This is a genomic window from Bowdeniella massiliensis (genome assembly GCF_023634005.1).
In the GTDB taxonomy this organism is placed as follows: domain Bacteria; phylum Actinomycetota; class Actinomycetes; order Actinomycetales; family Actinomycetaceae; genus Bowdeniella; species Bowdeniella massiliensis.
Genome location: NZ_JALIQR010000002.1, coordinates 71,518 through 87,458, shown reverse-complemented (window position 1 = coordinate 87,458; position 15,941 = coordinate 71,518). Strand labels below are relative to the sequence as shown.

At 64.4% G+C, this 15,941-nt stretch carries 16 protein-coding genes and 1 pseudogene; 3 read left to right on the top strand and 14 right to left on the bottom strand.

Annotation, left to right across the window (positions count from 1 at the left end; all coding sequences use genetic code 11):
- Nucleotides 1-4: 4 nt before the first annotated feature.
- Nucleotides 5-364: a Cd(II)/Pb(II)-sensing metalloregulatory transcriptional regulator CmtR gene (gene cmtR / locus MUN85_RS01665; protein ID WP_250505101.1), complete on the top strand. Its 360-nt coding sequence runs from the start codon at nucleotides 5-7 to the stop codon at nucleotides 362-364.
- The gene (locus MUN85_RS01660; RefSeq protein WP_250505100.1) at nucleotides 361-2,262 is read left to right on the top strand and encodes a heavy metal translocating P-type ATPase; all 1,902 of its coding nucleotides are present in this window, start codon (nucleotides 361-363) and stop codon (nucleotides 2,260-2,262) included. Before cmtR ends, MUN85_RS01660 begins: the two co-directional genes overlap by 4 nt.
- Before the next feature lie 37 nt (nucleotides 2,263-2,299).
- Here the strand turns inward: MUN85_RS01660 and MUN85_RS01655 are convergent.
- From MUN85_RS01655 to MUN85_RS01595, 13 genes and pseudogenes are all read right to left on the bottom strand, one after another.
- Nucleotides 2,300-2,539: pseudogene (locus MUN85_RS01655) on the bottom strand (LLM class flavin-dependent oxidoreductase); the annotation flags it as partial.
- 4 nt (nucleotides 2,540-2,543) lie between these two features.
- Complete coding sequence (locus MUN85_RS01650; protein ID WP_250505099.1) at nucleotides 2,544-2,933, bottom strand: YchJ family protein; 390 nt, start codon at nucleotides 2,931-2,933, stop codon at nucleotides 2,544-2,546.
- Nucleotides 2,934-2,942: 9 nt separating this feature from the next.
- Nucleotides 2,943-3,371 (bottom strand): pyrimidine dimer DNA glycosylase/endonuclease V, encoded by a 429-nt coding sequence (locus tag MUN85_RS01645; RefSeq protein ID WP_250505098.1) that lies wholly within the window; start codon nucleotides 3,369-3,371, stop codon nucleotides 2,943-2,945.
- 343 nt (nucleotides 3,372-3,714) lie between these two features.
- Nucleotides 3,715-4,134, bottom strand: coding sequence for a GNAT family N-acetyltransferase (locus MUN85_RS01640; protein WP_348647926.1), 420 nt, complete (start codon nucleotides 4,132-4,134; stop codon nucleotides 3,715-3,717).
- Between the two features lie 54 nt (nucleotides 4,135-4,188).
- Nucleotides 4,189-4,944: an iron ABC transporter ATP-binding protein gene (locus tag MUN85_RS01635; RefSeq protein ID WP_250505096.1), complete on the bottom strand. Its 756-nt coding sequence runs from the start codon at nucleotides 4,942-4,944 to the stop codon at nucleotides 4,189-4,191.
- Nucleotide 4,945: 1 nt separating this feature from the next.
- Nucleotides 4,946-6,046: an iron chelate uptake ABC transporter family permease subunit gene (locus MUN85_RS01630; RefSeq protein ID WP_250505095.1), complete on the bottom strand. Its 1,101-nt coding sequence runs from the start codon at nucleotides 6,044-6,046 to the stop codon at nucleotides 4,946-4,948.
- Nucleotides 6,039-7,031 (bottom strand): ABC transporter permease, encoded by a 993-nt coding sequence (locus MUN85_RS01625; protein WP_348647925.1) that lies wholly within the window; start codon nucleotides 7,029-7,031, stop codon nucleotides 6,039-6,041. The genes MUN85_RS01630 and MUN85_RS01625 overlap by 8 nt, the downstream gene beginning before the upstream one ends.
- Entirely contained in the window at nucleotides 7,028-8,038 is a 1,011-nt protein-coding gene (locus MUN85_RS01620; protein WP_250505094.1) for a siderophore ABC transporter substrate-binding protein, read from the bottom strand. Before MUN85_RS01620 ends, MUN85_RS01625 begins: the two co-directional genes overlap by 4 nt.
- A 279-nt stretch (nucleotides 8,039-8,317) precedes the next feature.
- Entirely contained in the window at nucleotides 8,318-8,554 is a 237-nt protein-coding gene (locus MUN85_RS12620; RefSeq protein ID WP_348647924.1) for an RpiB/LacA/LacB family sugar-phosphate isomerase, read from the bottom strand.
- A 68-nt stretch (nucleotides 8,555-8,622) separates the two neighbouring features.
- Complete coding sequence (locus MUN85_RS01610; RefSeq protein ID WP_250505093.1) at nucleotides 8,623-9,831, bottom strand: RtcB family protein; 1,209 nt, start codon at nucleotides 9,829-9,831, stop codon at nucleotides 8,623-8,625.
- Between the two features lie 308 nt (nucleotides 9,832-10,139).
- The gene (locus tag MUN85_RS01605) at nucleotides 10,140-10,343 is read right to left on the bottom strand and encodes a hypothetical protein (RefSeq protein ID WP_250505092.1); all 204 of its coding nucleotides are present in this window, start codon (nucleotides 10,341-10,343) and stop codon (nucleotides 10,140-10,142) included.
- A gap of 523 nt (nucleotides 10,344-10,866) precedes the next feature.
- Nucleotides 10,867-11,217: an XRE family transcriptional regulator gene (locus MUN85_RS01600; protein ID WP_250505091.1), complete on the bottom strand. Its 351-nt coding sequence runs from the start codon at nucleotides 11,215-11,217 to the stop codon at nucleotides 10,867-10,869.
- Between the two features lie 921 nt (nucleotides 11,218-12,138).
- A complete protein-coding gene (locus tag MUN85_RS01595) occupies nucleotides 12,139-12,450 on the bottom strand; it encodes an ArsR/SmtB family transcription factor (protein WP_073717555.1) in 312 nt (103 codons plus the stop codon).
- Between the two features lie 131 nt (nucleotides 12,451-12,581).
- Here MUN85_RS01595 and MUN85_RS01590 point away from each other — a divergent pair, with 131 nt between their 5' ends.
- Complete coding sequence (locus MUN85_RS01590; protein ID WP_250505090.1) at nucleotides 12,582-13,397, top strand: mycothiol transferase; 816 nt, start codon at nucleotides 12,582-12,584, stop codon at nucleotides 13,395-13,397.
- A 169-nt stretch (nucleotides 13,398-13,566) separates the two neighbouring features.
- Here MUN85_RS01590 and MUN85_RS01585 read toward each other — a convergent pair whose 3' ends face one another.
- Nucleotides 13,567-15,936, bottom strand: a complete 2,370-nt coding sequence (locus MUN85_RS01585; RefSeq protein ID WP_250505089.1) for an ATP-dependent DNA ligase — start codon at nucleotides 15,934-15,936, stop codon at nucleotides 13,567-13,569.
- Nucleotides 15,937-15,941: the final 5 nt, after the last annotated feature.

The window sequence follows — 15,941 nt, the reverse complement described above, 5'->3', positions numbered from 1 at the left end:
GTGCATGCTGACCATTGCTTTACGCCTCGACGTCATGAACCGGCTGGGCCGGGCCATGGCGGACCCGACGCGATCCCGCATCCTGATGACCCTGCTCGACGGCCCAAGCTACCCGGCCGTGCTTTCGCGCGAGCTGGAGCTGACGCGCTCGAACGTCTCGAACCATCTGACCTGCCTGCGCGACTGCGGGATCGTGGTCGCCGAGCCCGAGGGTCGGCAGACGCGCTACGAGATCGCTGATCCGCATCTCGCGGCGGCGCTCACGGCGCTCGTGGACGTGACGCTGGCCGTCGATGAGCACGCGCCGTGCGTCGACGCCGAGTGCGCCGTGCCCGGCTGCTGCGGGACGGGGGCGGGCGAGTGAGCGCGGCGTGCGGATGCGACGAGCCGGAGACCCGGGTCGGCGAGGAGGCCGAGGAGGAGCGGGAGCGTCCGTGGTGGCGTGACCGCGGGATCATGGTCCCGGTGCTCTCCGGCGTCGCCTTCGGCACGGGCCTGGTCCTGGAATGGACAGGGGCTGAGGTCCCGGCGCTGGTGGCGTTCTGGATCGGCCTGCTGCTGGGCGCGTCGACGTTCACGCCCGGCGCGATCCGCAAGCTGTTCAAGGGCAAGCTGGGCATCGGCCTGCTGATGACGATCAGCGCGGTCGGCGCGGTGATTCTCGGCTACGTCGAGGAGGCCGCCGCCTTGGCGTTCCTGTACTCCATCGCCGAAGCGCTGGAGGACAAGGCCATGGACCGCGCCCGCGGCGGGCTGAGGGCTCTCCTCAAGCTCGTCCCGGAGACCGCGACCATCCGGCGGGACGGCGCGCCCGCGGAGGTCGCCGCGAAGGACCTCCAGGTCGGGCTGCTCATGCTGGTGCGCCCCGGTGAGCGGATCGCGACCGACGGCATCGTCCGCACGGGCCGGTCGAGCCTGGACACCTCCGCGATCACCGGCGAGTCGATCCCGGTCGAGGTCGAGCCCGGCGACGCAGTGTCGGCCGGGGCGATCAACACTGCCGGTGCCCTGGAGGTCGAGACGACCGCGGTGGGCACGGACAACTCGCTGACCACGATCGTGGAGCTGGTCGAGCAGGCGCAGGCCGAGAAGGGCGACCGCGCCCGCCTGGCCGACCGCATCGCCCGGCCGCTCGTGCCTGGCGTGCTGATCCTCGCCGCTCTTGTCGCGGTCATCGGCTCGCTGCTGGGCGACCCCGAGCTGTGGATCACCCGCGCCCTCGTGGTGCTCGTCGCCGCGTCGCCGTGCGCGCTGGCGATCTCCGTCCCGCTCACCGTCGTCGCCGCGATCGGCTCGGCGAGCCGGTTCGGCGTGATCATCAAGTCCGGTGCCGTGTTCGAGCGCTTCGGCGTGATCCGCCACGTCGCCGTCGACAAGACCGGCACCCTCACCCGCAACGAGCCCGCCGTCACCGCCGTCCTCACCGCCGACGGCGTGACCGAGGCGCAGGCCCTGGCCTGGGCGGTATCCCTGGAGCAGCACAGCACCCACCCGCTGGCCGCCGCGATCACCGCCGCCGCACCCGGAGCTCCCGCCGCCCTGGAGGTCACCGAGCAGGCCGGGCACGGCATCGAAGGCACCCTCGACGGGGCCCGGGTCACCGTCGGCAGCCCTCGCTGGCTGGACGCGGGGACGCTTAAGGACCAGGTCGCGGGACTGGAGGAGCAGGGCATGACCGTCGTGATCGTGCACCGCGACGGGGTCCCGGTCGCCGCGATCGGGGTCCGTGACGAGCTGCGCCCCGAGGTTCCCGAGGTCGTGCGCACCCTCGCGGCCCAGGGCGTCGGGGTGACCATGCTCACCGGCGACAACGCCCGCACCGCCCGCGCGCTGGCCGCGCAGGCAGGGATCGAAGACGTGCGCGCGGAGCTGCGTCCCGAGGACAAGGCCGCCGCCATCAGCGAGCTGAGCAGGCACGGCTCGGTCGCGATGATCGGCGACGGCATCAACGACGCCCCCGCCCTGGCCGCCGCGGACATCGGCATCGCCATGGGCGCGACCGGCTCCGACGCCGCGATCGAGTCCGCCGACGTCGCCTTCACCGGCCACGACCTGCGACTCCTCCCGCGCGCGTTCGACCACGCCCGCCGCGGCAGGCACATCATCAACCAGAACATCATCCTGTCCCTGCTGATCATCACCGCGCTGCTGCCGCTGGCCCTGTTCGGCGTACTCGGCCTCGCAGCGGTGGTGCTCGTGCACGAGATCGCCGAGGTGATAGTGATCCTCAACGGGCTCCGCGCCGCCAGGACGAGGAAGTAGGAAGGATCATCGAGTGCTATAACTCCGACATGTGCTATCGCAAGTCGATCACGCCGGTGCCGACCTCGATGCGCTCGGTGCGCGCTGCGATCGCCGCCAGCAATGGCATGGGCAAGGCCGCCTGTCGCGCGAAGTGATGGACGCGGAAATAGGCGCCATTGACGCCAATCTCGTCTGCTGCGACGGACAGTTCAATCGCCTCGTGCAGCGCTGCACGTGCGTCCGGACCGCCATGGCCGCCGTAATGGCCAAAACTTAAGAAACCGAAACCTCTCATACGTTTACCTTACGGGATGGGCATCCAGATACACCCAGTTGCGCCCCCGGCGAACGAAGTGCGAGAGCTCGTGGAGTTCACCGGGTAGGCCGCGGTCGGTGAAGTGCGCGCGGAACTCCACGAGGCCCTCTTCATCGTCGGCTCCCCCGTCGCTCGTCGAGAGGATCTCAAGACCAGTGAACGTGGGGCCGTCCTCGTCAATCGTGGCGGGCCGGGTGCGCGGATGCCAGGTGCGAAAAACGTAGTTGGGGTCGCGCCTGGCGTAGGCGCTGTAACGCGAGCGCATGAGCTCTTCTGCGGTCTCGGCGGCGCGGGCACCATCGTGCAGGGGTTCACAGCACTCGGCGTAGCGTTCGCCTCCGCAGGGGCAGGGACGGGTATCAGTGGTGGGCATAGGCACAGCCTAAGCTGGGCGCTCCCAGGAGGCGATCGGGCCGGCAACGATGTCAAACATGTCGTGCGGTCGAGGCTCCAAAGCTGACACACGCCGCCAGAGCTCGGGGCTACGAGCAGCGAGCTTGGCCAACAGGTGCTGCCACTCGTAGGCGAGTTGACCGTCGGTCACCGTCAGGCGGAGATCGCCTGCGGGCAGGCGGATTCGTTCGCGCGCGAAGTGGTAGCCGCGATGATCGGCCTCGTCGGCCACGAAATGCAAATACGTCGCAATCGCGCTGCGAGGGTCGGGACAGCCGCAAAAGCGCTGAAGCTGCGGATGGCTGCGGTAGCCACGAGTCTCGTCGGCGAGGACTTTTTGGGCCAGCAGACCTTCCCGCCACAGGGCAAGCAAACCCTGGCGGTCGAGCAGGCTGGGGTGCAGCGACCATAGCCTCATCACGTCCTCCGTTCTTGGTTCTGGCTTGTCACGCTATCGAAGGCCCAGTGACCGGGCGAGTTCACCACCGCGCGGCAGCCCGATCACGGTGTGCCGGAACCCGCTACCGGCTAGCGGGTGGGTCGGGTAAATATCGGCGTCGAGATTGATGTCGCGGTAGTCGATTCGTAGCTCAGATACAGCAAAGCCCCGGATCGCTCCGGGGCTTGTGTGTCGTGCGGGTTAGGGCAGCAACAAGACGCCGGATGCTTCCGGCGTCGTCGTCACCTTTACTGAACGCATGGCGTCGCACTAGCAGCGAGACCGCGCGATCAGCCAAGGACTGCTTTCAACTGCCCGGCGCTCAGCTCGCGATCGGCATAGATGAGACGCACTGCTTCGCAAGGCCCGCGCGTTCTGCGACTTTAGCGGAGCCGACGTTGTGCTCGAGGAGCGAGGCGACGACTGGCCGATCGGGATCGGCCGCGAGCGCCCGCTGAACCGAATAGGCGGCAACCGTGCTCACGATGCCATGTCCGACGGCCTGCGGTGCGAGCCGGTAACCGAGATTCCAGAATGCGCCTCGTCCCATCATCGCGCCACAGTTGCCTAGCAGGTCGTTCGTGGTGGGATCGGTGATGAGCCACGAACTCAAAGTCCCTTTCCCAGCCATCGATCCAGCTGCGCACCAGGGTTTCTGACTCGCTGGGGAACAAAAAACACCCGCTCGGGTAGTGCCGCCAGGTTCGTGGGTCACTGTAGATTGCGTGGACCTTCGGCACATCCTCAAGCGTAGGGCGGTTCAGCTGGAGATCTCCCAGGAGCACGAGAAATCCTCTTAGTAGTAGTACGCCATCGGGCCCTTCGGTCCCTGCAGGATATCGACCTTGGTGTTGAAGACTCGGGTCAAGACGTCCTCACGCATGATGGCTTCCGGGGTGCCGAACTCGACGACCTTGCCGTCCTTCATCGCACAAATCCAATCGGAGTACGCGGCCGCGAAGTTGATGTCGTGCAGGACGATGAGGATGGTGCGGTTGAGTTCGGTCGCGGCGCGCTTCAGGTGCTGCATCATGAGGACCGAGTGCTGCATGTCGAGGTTGTTCAGCGGCTCATCAAGCAGGACATAGTCGGTGTCTTGCGCAAGAATCATCGCGACGTAGGCTCGCTGGCGCTGGCCACCGGAAAGCTCATCGAGGTAGCGGTTTTCTAACGCTCCGAGCTCAAGGAAGTCGATCGAGCGCGAAATGATCTGCTCGTCCTCGCGTGTGAGTCGCCCCTGGCTGTAGGGGAAGCGACCAAAGCCGACGAGCTGACGAACCGTTAGCCGGGTGACGTAGGAGTTTTCTTGCCGCAGGATCGACACGATCCGCGCGAGCTCCTTCGATGACGTGCACGAGACGTCCTTACCGGCGACTTTGATCGCACCCTCATCCATTCCCATGAGGCGCCCGATCATCGTGAGCATCGTCGACTTGCCGGCGCCATTGGGTCCCACCAGCGCGGTAATACCGCCCTGCGGGATCGTCAGGTCGACCGGGCCGATGCAGACCTCATCGGAGTAGTTCCGAGTAACGGTATCGAGCGTGATCATGTCAGAGCCTCCCCTTGCGAAGGATGTAGAACAGGAAGAATGCACCGCCGACGAGTTCGATGATGATCCCGACGGATCCCTGCGCATAGAACAGGTGACGCAGCACGAAGTGGGCGCTCGTCATGAGCACAAAGCCAACGAGCCAGGCCATCGGGAAGATATAGCGGTGATCGTAGGTGTCGGCGAGCTGGTAGGCGATCATCGCCACAAGGAAGCCGAGGAAGGTCATCGGGCCGATGAGCGCCGTCGAGACTGCCATGAGCACGGCGGTCAGGACGAGGACATAAAGCGTTTGGCGGCGGTGATTGATGCCGAGGTTGACCGCCGTATCCTTGCCGAGCGAGAGCACGTTCAGCTGGCGCGAATGCCACCACAATGCGCCGCCGGCGAGCGCGACGATGATGATCGAGGGAACGATGTACTCGTCGCGCGCCTGCGCGACCGATCCGATGAGGCGCGCAGTCAGCAGATCGAATTCGCTCGGGGTCAGCAGGCGTTGCAGGAAGGTGGCGAGCGCCCCCAGTCCCCCACCAATGACGATGCCGATGAGCAGCGTGACCTGCAGGTTTCCCCGCTTGCCGCCAAAGAGCCAGCCGTACAGCAGCGCAGCAAAGCCGACCATCAGCGCGATCTGCGCCAGGAACTGCGTCAGCCCCGTGACAAACGTGATCCCCGCGGCGCCAAGGAAGAAGACCGCCGCGGTCTGGATGAGCCGGTAGAGCGATTCGAAGCCCATAATGCCAGGCGTCAGAATCCGGTTGTGCGTGACGGTTTGGAAACTCACGGTCGCGATCGACTGCGCTGCCGTGACGATCGCGATGACGACGAGCGTCTTGACTCGCAACTGCGCGATCGTCCAGAAGCCCTCAGAGCCAATCGGCATCGGGTTGTCATAGGCCAGCGTCAGGCCCGCGCCCGCGATCGCAAGAACGATGAGCACCCCGAGGATCGCGAAGTAGCGCGAGGTGACCAGCCGGTTCGGCAGCGGACCGGAGGAGCGCTCCCGGCCCGGATCGTGGCTGGCGTACAGCTCGGGGGTGATCGGGGGCGTCACGCGGTCAACCTCGCTCCTTGCCGGTTCGGCGAATTTCACACTAGCCACGGCGACGAATCCTTAGCAGCAAGACGACGAAGACCACCGCGCCCACGAACGCGAGAATGATCGAGACCGGAACCTCGAAGGGCATAATGACCACGCGCGCGATGATGTCGCAGATCGTGACGATCCAAATCCCGGTGAACGCTACCCATGGCAGGTTCGAGCGCAGGTTATCGCCGCGAAACAGCGAGACGATGTTCGGGACGATGAGGCCAAGGAACGGCAGCTGGCCGACCACGACGGTCACAATGCCCGTCGCGAGCGCGATGAGTCCGGTTCCCAGCAGCACGACCATGCGGTAGTTCAGCCCGATATTTGTCGCGAATTCCTCGCCCAACCCGGCCGCGGTGAAGCGGTCGGCCGCGATAAAGACGATGACGACGACGATGAGGACCGCCCACATGGGCTCGTACTGGCCCTTGATCGCGGAGGTAAAGGAGCCTTGGAACCATACGCCCATCGACTGCAGCATGTTGGTTTCGAGCGCGATGTACGTCGACAGCGCCCCGACGACGGCGGCGAGCATCATCCCAACGATCGGCACGATGACGGAGGACTTCAGCGTCACCCGCTGCAGGAAGGCGAAAAAGACGAGGGTGCCGATGAATGCCGCCGCCACGGCGACGATCATCTTGGTCAGTAGTGAGGCTCCCGGCGCGACGATGAGCACGAGCAACAGCCCGAGTCCCGCCCACTCGGTCGTCCCGGTCGTCGTCGGCTCGACGAACCGGTTTTGCGTGATCATCTGCATGACGAGGCCACACATCGCCATCACGGCGCCGGACAGCACGAGCGCGACAGTGCGCGGGATGCGCGTGATGGCAAACATTTGCGCGCCATCATCGGAGCCGAGGATGTCATAGACCCCGACGGACAGGGACAGCGCGATGAGGCCGAGTGTCAGCACCACCGCGCCGATAAGCGGCCACGGCCGGGCAGGCCCCCGGGATCTCCCGGGAGCCTGCGCAGGCGCGGTCGCTAGGCTCACGCCTTCGCCTTCTCCATAGCGTCGGCGATCGCGTTGAAGAACTCGGTGTACGTCGTGAGCCCCTCATCGATGTAGGTGTACTGCGGCATGTAGACGATCTGCCCCTTCTTCACGGCGGTGACGTTTTGCAGCGCCGCGGAGCTCTTGAGCAGTTCGTTGGCCGGCTTGTAGGTCTCCCCGCTGTTGGCGGCAACGGCCGCGTCACGGTCGAGCACGAGGATCCAGTCGGGGTTGGCTTCGGCGATTGCCTCGACGGAGACGTCATCGCCCTCGTGGTTGGTCGAGGAGCCCTCGACCTTGAGCGCCGGGGTCAGTCCAAGAACGTCAAAGGCCGGGCCCACGCTGCGGCCCTGCGTCGGTGCCGCGAAGTTGATCTCGCCACCGGAGGTGATGACACCGAGGACCTTCTGGCCCGGGTCGTAAGCGGCCTTGGCGCGCGCCACCGCTGCATCGAAGTCCTCGACGAGCTTGGTCGCCTCGGCCTCCTTCGCGAAAATCCGGCCCATCTCGGTGACCTGGCGCTTGAGCTCGGCCGCGAAATCCTCGCCATCGCGTGGCGAGAGATCGATGACTTCGGCGTTCGGGACGAGCTTTTTGATCTCGTCATTGAACTGTGTGAAGCGCTGGCCGGAGATTACGACGTCCGGCTGCGCGGCAACGATGAGTTCGAGGTTCGGCTCGCGGTGATTGCCGATATCGGTCGTGCCGTCCTTCTTATAGGACAGGTCCGGGCGCATAAGCTTGACCGCGCCGGCCTTGACCTTCACTCCCCAGGAGTCGAGCAGCGAGAAGGTGCGGTTATCCAAGGCGACGACGCTCTGCGGCGGCGCCGTAATCGAGTGCTTGCCGAGGTTGGATTCCACCTCGATGGTGCTTGCGCTGGCGGAGCCGCTCGGTGCGGCAGAAGTCGCGGGAGCAGAACCAGATCCACCGCAGGCGGCGAGACTCAGGGCGAGAGCGCCCGAGGCCGCGGCGGCGGCGATCGTCTTGAAGCGACGAAGTGACATAGTGAAAGTCTCCATTAGGTCTAGCAGTGGAAGGTCCTGATCCCTTCCACCATGGCCGCGCTGGTTAGCTTAGCCGAGCCTAACTTTATGGGCGTCAACATCATTAAGCAAACATATCGTTTCGAAAATAAGGCTCAGTGCCCCTGGCCCAGCCGCGGCATTACGCGCGCTTAGAGCGCCCGATCTAGGCGATTGCGCTGTTTGCGATAAGTAAGCCCTATCGAAATTCGCGAGGCCATAGCGTGCACCTAAGACGCTATCAAAAATGTGATGTGCCACCTAGCAGAAAAAACGGCGGGCAGGACGTCTCCTGCCCGCCGCCTTGCCGGTTGCTAGCTTTCGCGCGGCAGCAGCGCGCACCCCGGCGACCTTATTCGCGGCGATTGCGGTGCCGAGTCCCGTACCGCACACGAGGGTGGCGCGATCGACCTCCCCGGAGACGACCCGCTGCGCGGCATCGATGGAGACGGCTGGATAGGTGATGCCTTCAGCAGAAAGGTCGATGACGCTTTCCACTCGTGGGTCGTTTTGAGGTAGGACCGGGCGTGATGTCCTTTGGATCACGCCCGATCCCAGCGCTTGAGCTAGCCCTTGACGCAGAGAACCGTCTGCAGCCGCGCGACGACGTCAACGAGGTCACGCTGCGCGTCGATCACGTCGTTGATGTCCTTATATGCGGCCGGAATCTCGTCCACGACTCCGGCGTCCTTCCGGCACTCGATACCCTCGGTCTGAGCAGCAAGATCGGCCGCGGTATAGCGCTTGCGCGCCGCATTCCGTGACATCTTGCGGCCAGCTCCGTGGGAGGCCGACTGGTAGGACGCGGGATTGCCCAGGCCTCGCACGATATAGGAACCCGTCCCCATCGAGCCTGGGATGACTCCCATATCTCCGCGGCCCGCCCGAATCGCACCCTTGCGGGTGACGATGAGCTCCTCGCCGTCGTAGTGCTCTACTGCCACATAGTTGTGGTGGCAGCGGATCGGTTCTTCAAACGCGATGCCGTCGATCTGATGCGAGAGTTCGTCGCAGACCGCCTGGAGCATGACGTCCCGGTTGAGCAGCGCGTAGGACTGCGCCCAGTACAGATCGTGCAGGTAGGCCTCCATCTGGGGCGTTCCTGCAAGGAAGACCGCGAGGTCGCGGTCGACGAGGTTCTGGTTATGGGCAAGTTCCTGCGCCGCTTCGATGTGGACGCGGGCCAGCTGGTTGCCGGTCCCCCGCGAGCCGGAGTGCAGTGTCACCCAGACCCGGTCGTCGTCACCCGTGCACAGCTCGATGAAGTGGTTACCACCGCCAAGCGTGCCGACCTGAGTCATGGCCTTGCTCTCGGCCTTCTGGCGCCGCGTGCGCACGATCTCGTGCGCCTTCAGCTCGCCGAATTCGTTCATGAGTGCGCGGTAGCGCTCCCCCAGCGCCGCGTGCGTGCGCACGGTGCGCGGCTCGTCGCGGTGCGAGGCAAAGCCGACCGGCACCGCCCGCTCGATCCCCTGGCGCAGCTTCGCGAGCGAGTCGGGCAGCTGGCCGGGCCGCAGGTTGGTGCGCACGGCCGTCATGCCGCAGCCGATATCGACGCCGACCGCGGCCGGCGCAACGGCCTGCTTCATCGCGATGACGGATCCGACGGTCGCGCCGAGCCCAAAGTGGACGTCGGGCATGACGCGCACGCCGTGGGTCCACGGCAGCGACGCTACGTTACGGAGCTGAGTGAGCGTCTGCTCTTCGATCTCGGCCTCGTGGGCCCACATCTCGGTATTGTCGGTGCCCGACAGTGGCACCGGGAAAGCGGTCATGAAAATTCCTCCTGGTTGGTTTTCTTCACACAGGGGGTAACCGACGCACCGTCAACGACGACGGAAAAAACTTTTATACAAAAGATCGGTGAAGGCGAGAGGGCTACCCCGCAGCTTAGCGTTGTTCCGCGAAGCTGGGCTTGAGCTGGAGACCGCCCACAGGGCACAGCAAAGCCATCGCGCTGAGGCGACGGAGCTGCATTGTTGCCATGGGTTAGCCCTCTCATTACCGGTGCGCCACACTGGCGCTCCGGCCAGTATGGCACGGCACATGCGGTTGGCGCCACGATTATTTCGCGCGCCTGGCGCTACGAGTCCGCGAGTTCCTCGCGCCGCTGCGTCAACCACTGCACGGCTTCCGCAACTGCCCCGTCGATCGTCGACGCGACGTCCAGCAGGCCTTCGATGAGCGGTATTTCGCCGGATGGCATGGCCTGCGCACGCAGGAACGTCCGGAAATTCGCGCCCTGCTCAAAGACGGACCGTCGCAGCGGGCGTTCCGCGACCGGCACGCAGGTAGGCGAGCGCGCCGGCAGGTCGGTACTTTTCGAGGGTCTGAGCCACGTCATAACGGAACGACCAGGAGCGCTGTTTTTCCGCTTGCGCTAGCACGGACTCGAATCGCTCGTCATTGGGCTCGTGCAGCGCGGCAAGCAGCGCCGCGCTGGGATTGGTGCAGCAGCCTGACTTCGGCGCCGGTGGGGGACATGTCCGCCATGCCGTCGTCGGCGAGCGAGGTGGTCATGGTGGGGTGTCCCGGCATTGGAGGCCGGGCCACGTGGAGCCCTCCGCACTGACAACCTGGGCTAAGCTGCACTGACCTCTTCCGGAACGCTACGTGCATACATCAGTGGCACATCGCTTTTGCGGTGTGCCACTGGTTTTTGTCTACGACGCAGGAAACCACCTCGGGGCCCCGAACTTGATGTGGGGCGTGAAAAGACACGCTACTCGTCAATCGACATGCTGAAGGACGAACATCTGGGCCTGACATACACCGATTGATCTGGAGGTAGGTCTCCTCCACGTTGTAGGTCATTCAAAATCCGGCTCGTCCGCATCGGTCACGAGGGCACGCTCTTCGGCAACGACGAGCACCTCAGCTCCTTCGAGAACTTCACCGAGAACCTCGTTAACCGCCCATTCGAGGGAATCGAGCGCGTCCTCTCCCCCGCTAATAGCTTCAGCTTCCCGGTCGTTTACCCGTATGAGCGCTGCGCCACCGATCGGTACAACACCGGCTTCGTCAGCGCCGTGTTCATCAACGATTCGTGCCCATGCGGCGTCCAATGCACCTGGCGTCATGACCCGCACCCGGACGCGATAGGTGAGATCTTGGGTTGTGTGTCGATCGAACCAGTCGTTCGATAACGTCCAAATTGTCATATCTCAAGTATCAGGCTACGTCGCTGACGCCGCAAACAATACACGACACATTATTGTGGCGCTGGGCGCAGACACCCAACGGTACGAGCTGAGCCCGACCGTTGAGGCGACTTCGAACGGTTTGATCGTGGCAACCTGTTGCCGTGGCGCACGACGACCTTTTTCGAAGCGGCCTTCTCCGGCCGCGATCCCGAGGACCGAGTATTCGCCCGGCGTGAGCCATGAGTAGAACTACCCCCGCAACCTGAACTCGCCAACGAAAGAGACGAGTCGCACCCCGTCCTCCGTTGGCGACGCTACACGTCAGCGCGGAACGGCTCATGGAAGCCCACGGACGCTGCGCGTTGAGGGCTTCAACTCGCCCTAGAAAACAAGAAAACCTGGTCACAGGGGTTAGGCTGCGACGGCGGGTCTTATCAAATCCGGGGTCTTTGGCTCGGGAAAGGTCGCCAGAACCGCGTCGCGGACCTGCGGGTCATGGATGCTTCGTCGTCCCACGCTTTCGAATCGACCAGGTGAGCTGCCGCCGCCGCGATAGTCGCCCTGTCGCCGTCCACGGGAGGGGGTGCGACCTCGTCGGTCCCGTCTCCAGCGACTCCCGGTAGCGTGATCACAAAGGCGCGATCGTCGTGTAGGGCCGTGAGCGCGAGGAGGAACTGCGCTCTGTGCGTTGTCGCCACGCTCTCGATGTTACTACTGGCTGCACACGACGATGGGGCCGCCAGATGGCGACCCCAGGCGTCTAGCGAGCGGCGTTAGTGCTCGCAGTTCGGGCAGGCACAGTCCTTGCAGTCACAGCTTTCACACACGTCAGTGCAGTCGTCGCATTCGCAGTGGTTGCAGGTCTTGCACTCGCAGTCCTTGCAGTCACACGTGGCGCAGGCGTCATCGCAGTGCGGACATTCGCAGGCTTGAGGCTCGTTAATGGTCGCAGTCATGATTGTGCTCCTTCATATGAGTCAGGGCGTCGAGGTAGATATGGGCGACGTGGTCATCGACCAAGGAATAGACGCTCCGGCGTCCCTCTTTCGATGCCTCAACGAGGTGCGCGTCGCGCAGGATCTTGAGGTGATGAGAGACGAGCGGTTGCGTCACGGACAGCCATTCAACGAGCTCGTTGACGCTCGCCGGAGCGCTCGTCAACCGATGCACGATGCTGGCGCGGATGGGATTAGCAAGAGCAGAAAACAGGGCCACCACGGGATGGCCTGCTGTTAACGGCAGCTCTTCCATAAACTAGAGTTTATATAAATTTTTCTTCATGTCAACTGGTGGGGGCGACCAAAGATGGATTGCCGTCCCCAACGTCCCAGGCCTACGCTGCACAAGACCCCAGGGAGGACGCACCATGGCGACTCGCACTGATGAGCACGGACGCCCCGAGCCTGAATTCGCGGCTGCAGTGGAAGACGTGCAATCTTGGCGAGACAGGGCTGCGGCAACCGCTACCGCCCTCGGCGATGACGCTCGGCGGACTGTTGAGCCATCTCGCATACGTCGAGGACCACTGGTTCGGCGCGGTCGCCGCCAAGTCGGAGCCCAGCGAGCCGTGGGCATCGACCGACTGGGAAGCGGACATGGACGCCGACTGGAATCGCGGAAAGACGAAGCCGATGCCGTCGCGTCGACTCACGCCGGTCACGATGGCGGCGCGGCCTATCAGGTCACTCATCGCTCCTCCTTGGCCTCGGCACCATCGTGCCGTCCTCCGTAGACTGGCGGCCATGAGAAAAAGCATCGCCGCGACCGCCCTTGCCTGTGCCGCAGCCCTTGCGCTCTCCGCCTGTGCGGGGCAGGCCGACAACCCCCGCTCACTGGAGTCCACGACCGCCTCACTTCCAACCGAGAGCGCCACGACTGACGTTGACCCCGACCAGAAGTTTCCCGACGTTGTAGAGGCCGAACTTAAACCGTCGGGCGATCAGTTCTCGATTGCCGTCACGATCTCCTCGCCCTATGACACCCCGGAACGCTATGCCGACGGCTGGCGCGTCATGACCGAGGACGGCGAGGTGCTGGCCGAGCACGACCTCGCGCACGACCATGCGAACGAGCAGCCATTCACTCGCGAGCGCGGCCCGTTCACGATTCCCGACGACGTCGCTAAGGTCGTCGTCGAAGGCCGTGACCAGGCAAACGGCTACGGAGGAAAGACGGTGACGATCGACGTGCCACGCTAGCCGCGTTCTCGAACAATTAACACAGGACGGCACACTCACGCCGCCAGCTGAGGACCCCACACCCTGGCCAGGGAAGGCTCGCGGAGAGAAATACTCCACCGAGGAGATTGCTGCGCTGCTCGAAGAATCTCGCGGTGATCGCTAACTGAAAGGCATCATTGCCTTCGAGTCACACCTCCCAGCGCACGTCTTTTATGTCTTTGTCCTGTCGCAAGCCACGCCACGCGGCCTGGCGAACGCGGCCGTGGCGGGTGCGACCCGCGAGCGCCACCTCGGCGACGAGTTTGGGCGTCACCCACCAGGCATCGGAGCTGTCCTCAGCAGGCACATCATCGATCGGCGGCGTCTTGCGTTCGATGCGCCGCAGAGTTGTTTCGATTTCGGCTAGCTGAGAATCGGTAAACCCCGTTCCGACGCGGCCCGCATAACGCAGTTCGCCGCTCTCGTCGGGAACGGCGACGAGGAGAGAGCCGATCGAGCCAGAGCGCGAGCCCTTCCCCTCGCGGACACCGATAACGATGACCTCCTGATGCTGCCGCGTCTTGAGTTTCAGCCAGGCGCTGGCGCGCTTGCCGGGCAGGTAGGTCGAGTCCATCCGCTTTGCAACGACCCCCTCCAGCCCGAGCTGGCTACTCGCCTTGGTCGCGGCGGCAAGGCTGCCGGTGTAGTTCGGGGGCACGACGACGTTCTCGCCTTCGGCGAGGTGCTCGGCAAGGATCTTTCGTCGCTCCTCATACGTTTCCTTGGTAAGCGAGCGGTCGCCCAGGCGCAGGATGTCGAAGACCATATACCGCAGTTCGGCGTCCTCGCTGACCTCGTCGTCGCCCTTGAGGACGGCCTGCAGGAGGCTGAAGTCTGGGCGGCCGTCCTCATCGAGGGCGACGAGCTCGCCGTCGAGGACAGCTTCGTCATCGATGAGCTCGGTAAGCTCGCAAGCCTGCGGGAAGAGGTCCGTGAGGTCCTTGCCGTTGCGGCTCGATAGCACGACAGTGTTCTTCCCGACCCCGGCGATGACGCGGTAGCCGTCCCACTTCATCTCGAAGGCCCACGTCTCGCCGTCCTTCTTCCCGAGGGTGACATCGGCGGGTTTGCCGACGCTGCATAGCATGGGCCCCGGCAGGTCGGCGACGCTCAGTGCTTCCTCGGGCTCGGGATCGGCGTGATCGTCGGGCTGGTCTTTCATGAGCTGCATGAGCCAGCTGTCATCGCCCATCCCCTTGGTGCGGATGAGCGCGAACCGGCGCGGCACTCCGCCGAGCCCGCCGTCGTCCCGACCGTGCAGGGTCGCGATGACTTCCTTGCCATCGCGCCATTTCTCTCGCTCATAGGTGCCCGTATCCCAGATCGAGACCTCGCCCGCCCCGTACTCGCCCTTGGCGATCGTGCCTTCGAATGTGCCGTATTCGAGCGGATGGTCCTCGGTCTGGACGGCGAGCCGGTTGAGGTTCTTCTTGAGCGGGACGCCCTTGGGCACGGCCCAGCTCACGAGGACGCCCGCGTATTCGAGGCGGAAATCCCAGTGCAGGCTGCTCGCGTGATGCTCTTGGATGACGAAGCTCGGCTGGTCCTCGTCTCCTCCGCTCGGGCGCTGCGCGGGGACTGGCTCGGCGGTTTTCGACGCGTCACGCATCGAGCGGTACGTATCGAGCCGGTCGGCACCAAGGTCAGAGATGGGGTCAATCCCTTGTTCGACCCGCTCGAGCACTTCCTCGTAGGTCAACTGCCGCAGATCTCTTGCCTCGAGCTCCTCCCATGTCCGGGGCGCGGCGATCATGGGTGTGAGCCGGCCGCGCAACGAGTACGGACTGACCGTCGTTTTCGCGGCGCTGTTTTGTGACCAGTCAAGAAAAACTTTTCCGGCACGGTCCGCCCGCTTCATGGTCGAGATGACCTCGTCCGGGTGGTCGGCTTCGAGAGCCTTGGCGAGTTCGTGCGCGACCTTCGAAACCTGTTCAGAGTTATATGTGCCGTCCAAGCCGGCGTAAAGGTGAATGCCCTTCGAACCCGACGTGACTGGGAAGGTCGCCATCCCCATGTCGTCGAGGATCTCGCGACACCAGAACGCCACCTCGGCGCATTCGGCGAGGCCGACACCCTCACCCGGGTCGAGGTCGAGAACGAGCCGGTCGGGATTGCGGGGCTGGCCGTTACGTCCGAAGCGCCACTGCGGCGTGTGCAGCTCGAGCGCGGCGACCTGCGCGAACCAGGCGAGGACCGCGGGCTCATCAGCGATCGGGTAGGTATTCGTCCTGCTCTTGTGCTCGATACTCCCGGTCGGAATCCATTCGGGCGCCGAGTCCTCGAGGTCCTTGCGGAAGAAGACCTCGCCCGGCTTCTTCTCGGTCCCTACCCCATCGACCCAGCGTTTGCGCGTCACGGGTCGGCGCGTGATTTGTGGGATGAGGACGTCCGCGACAGAAAGGTAGTAATGGATGACGTCGGCCTTCGTCGTTCCCGTTTCCGGATAGAGCACCTTGTCCAGTTTCGTGACCGATAACGTTCGGTCGCCGACCTGAAATGATTTGCCTTGTCGCGCCATTGTCG

Coding starts and splice junctions, on each gene's coding strand:
- MUN85_RS01610 (WP_250505093.1), bottom strand. CDS start 9,831: ATGACCGCTTTCCCGGTGCCACTGTCGGGCACCGACAATACCGAGATG.
- MUN85_RS01595 (WP_073717555.1), bottom strand. CDS start 12,450: ATGGAAGAGCTGCCGTTAACAGCAGGCCATCCCGTGGTGGCCCTGTTT.
- MUN85_RS01645 (WP_250505098.1), bottom strand. CDS start 3,371: ATGAGGCTATGGTCGCTGCACCCCAGCCTGCTCGACCGCCAGGGTTTG.
- MUN85_RS01600 (WP_250505091.1), bottom strand. CDS start 11,217: ATGACAATTTGGACGTTATCGAACGACTGGTTCGATCGACACACAACC.
- MUN85_RS01635 (WP_250505096.1), bottom strand. CDS start 4,944: ATGATCACGCTCGATACCGTTACTCGGAACTACTCCGATGAGGTCTGC.
- MUN85_RS01650 (WP_250505099.1), bottom strand. CDS start 2,933: ATGCCCACCACTGATACCCGTCCCTGCCCCTGCGGAGGCGAACGCTAC.
- cmtR (WP_250505101.1), top strand. CDS start 5: ATGCTGACCATTGCTTTACGCCTCGACGTCATGAACCGGCTGGGCCGG.
- MUN85_RS01590 (WP_250505090.1), top strand. CDS start 12,582: ATGAGCACGGACGCCCCGAGCCTGAATTCGCGGCTGCAGTGGAAGACG.
- MUN85_RS01585 (WP_250505089.1), bottom strand. CDS start 15,936: ATGGCGCGACAAGGCAAATCATTTCAGGTCGGCGACCGAACGTTATCG.
- MUN85_RS01640 (WP_348647926.1), bottom strand. CDS start 4,134: ATGTGCCGAAGGTCCACGCAATCTACAGTGACCCACGAACCTGGCGGC.
- MUN85_RS01620 (WP_250505094.1), bottom strand. CDS start 8,038: ATGTCACTTCGTCGCTTCAAGACGATCGCCGCCGCCGCGGCCTCGGGC.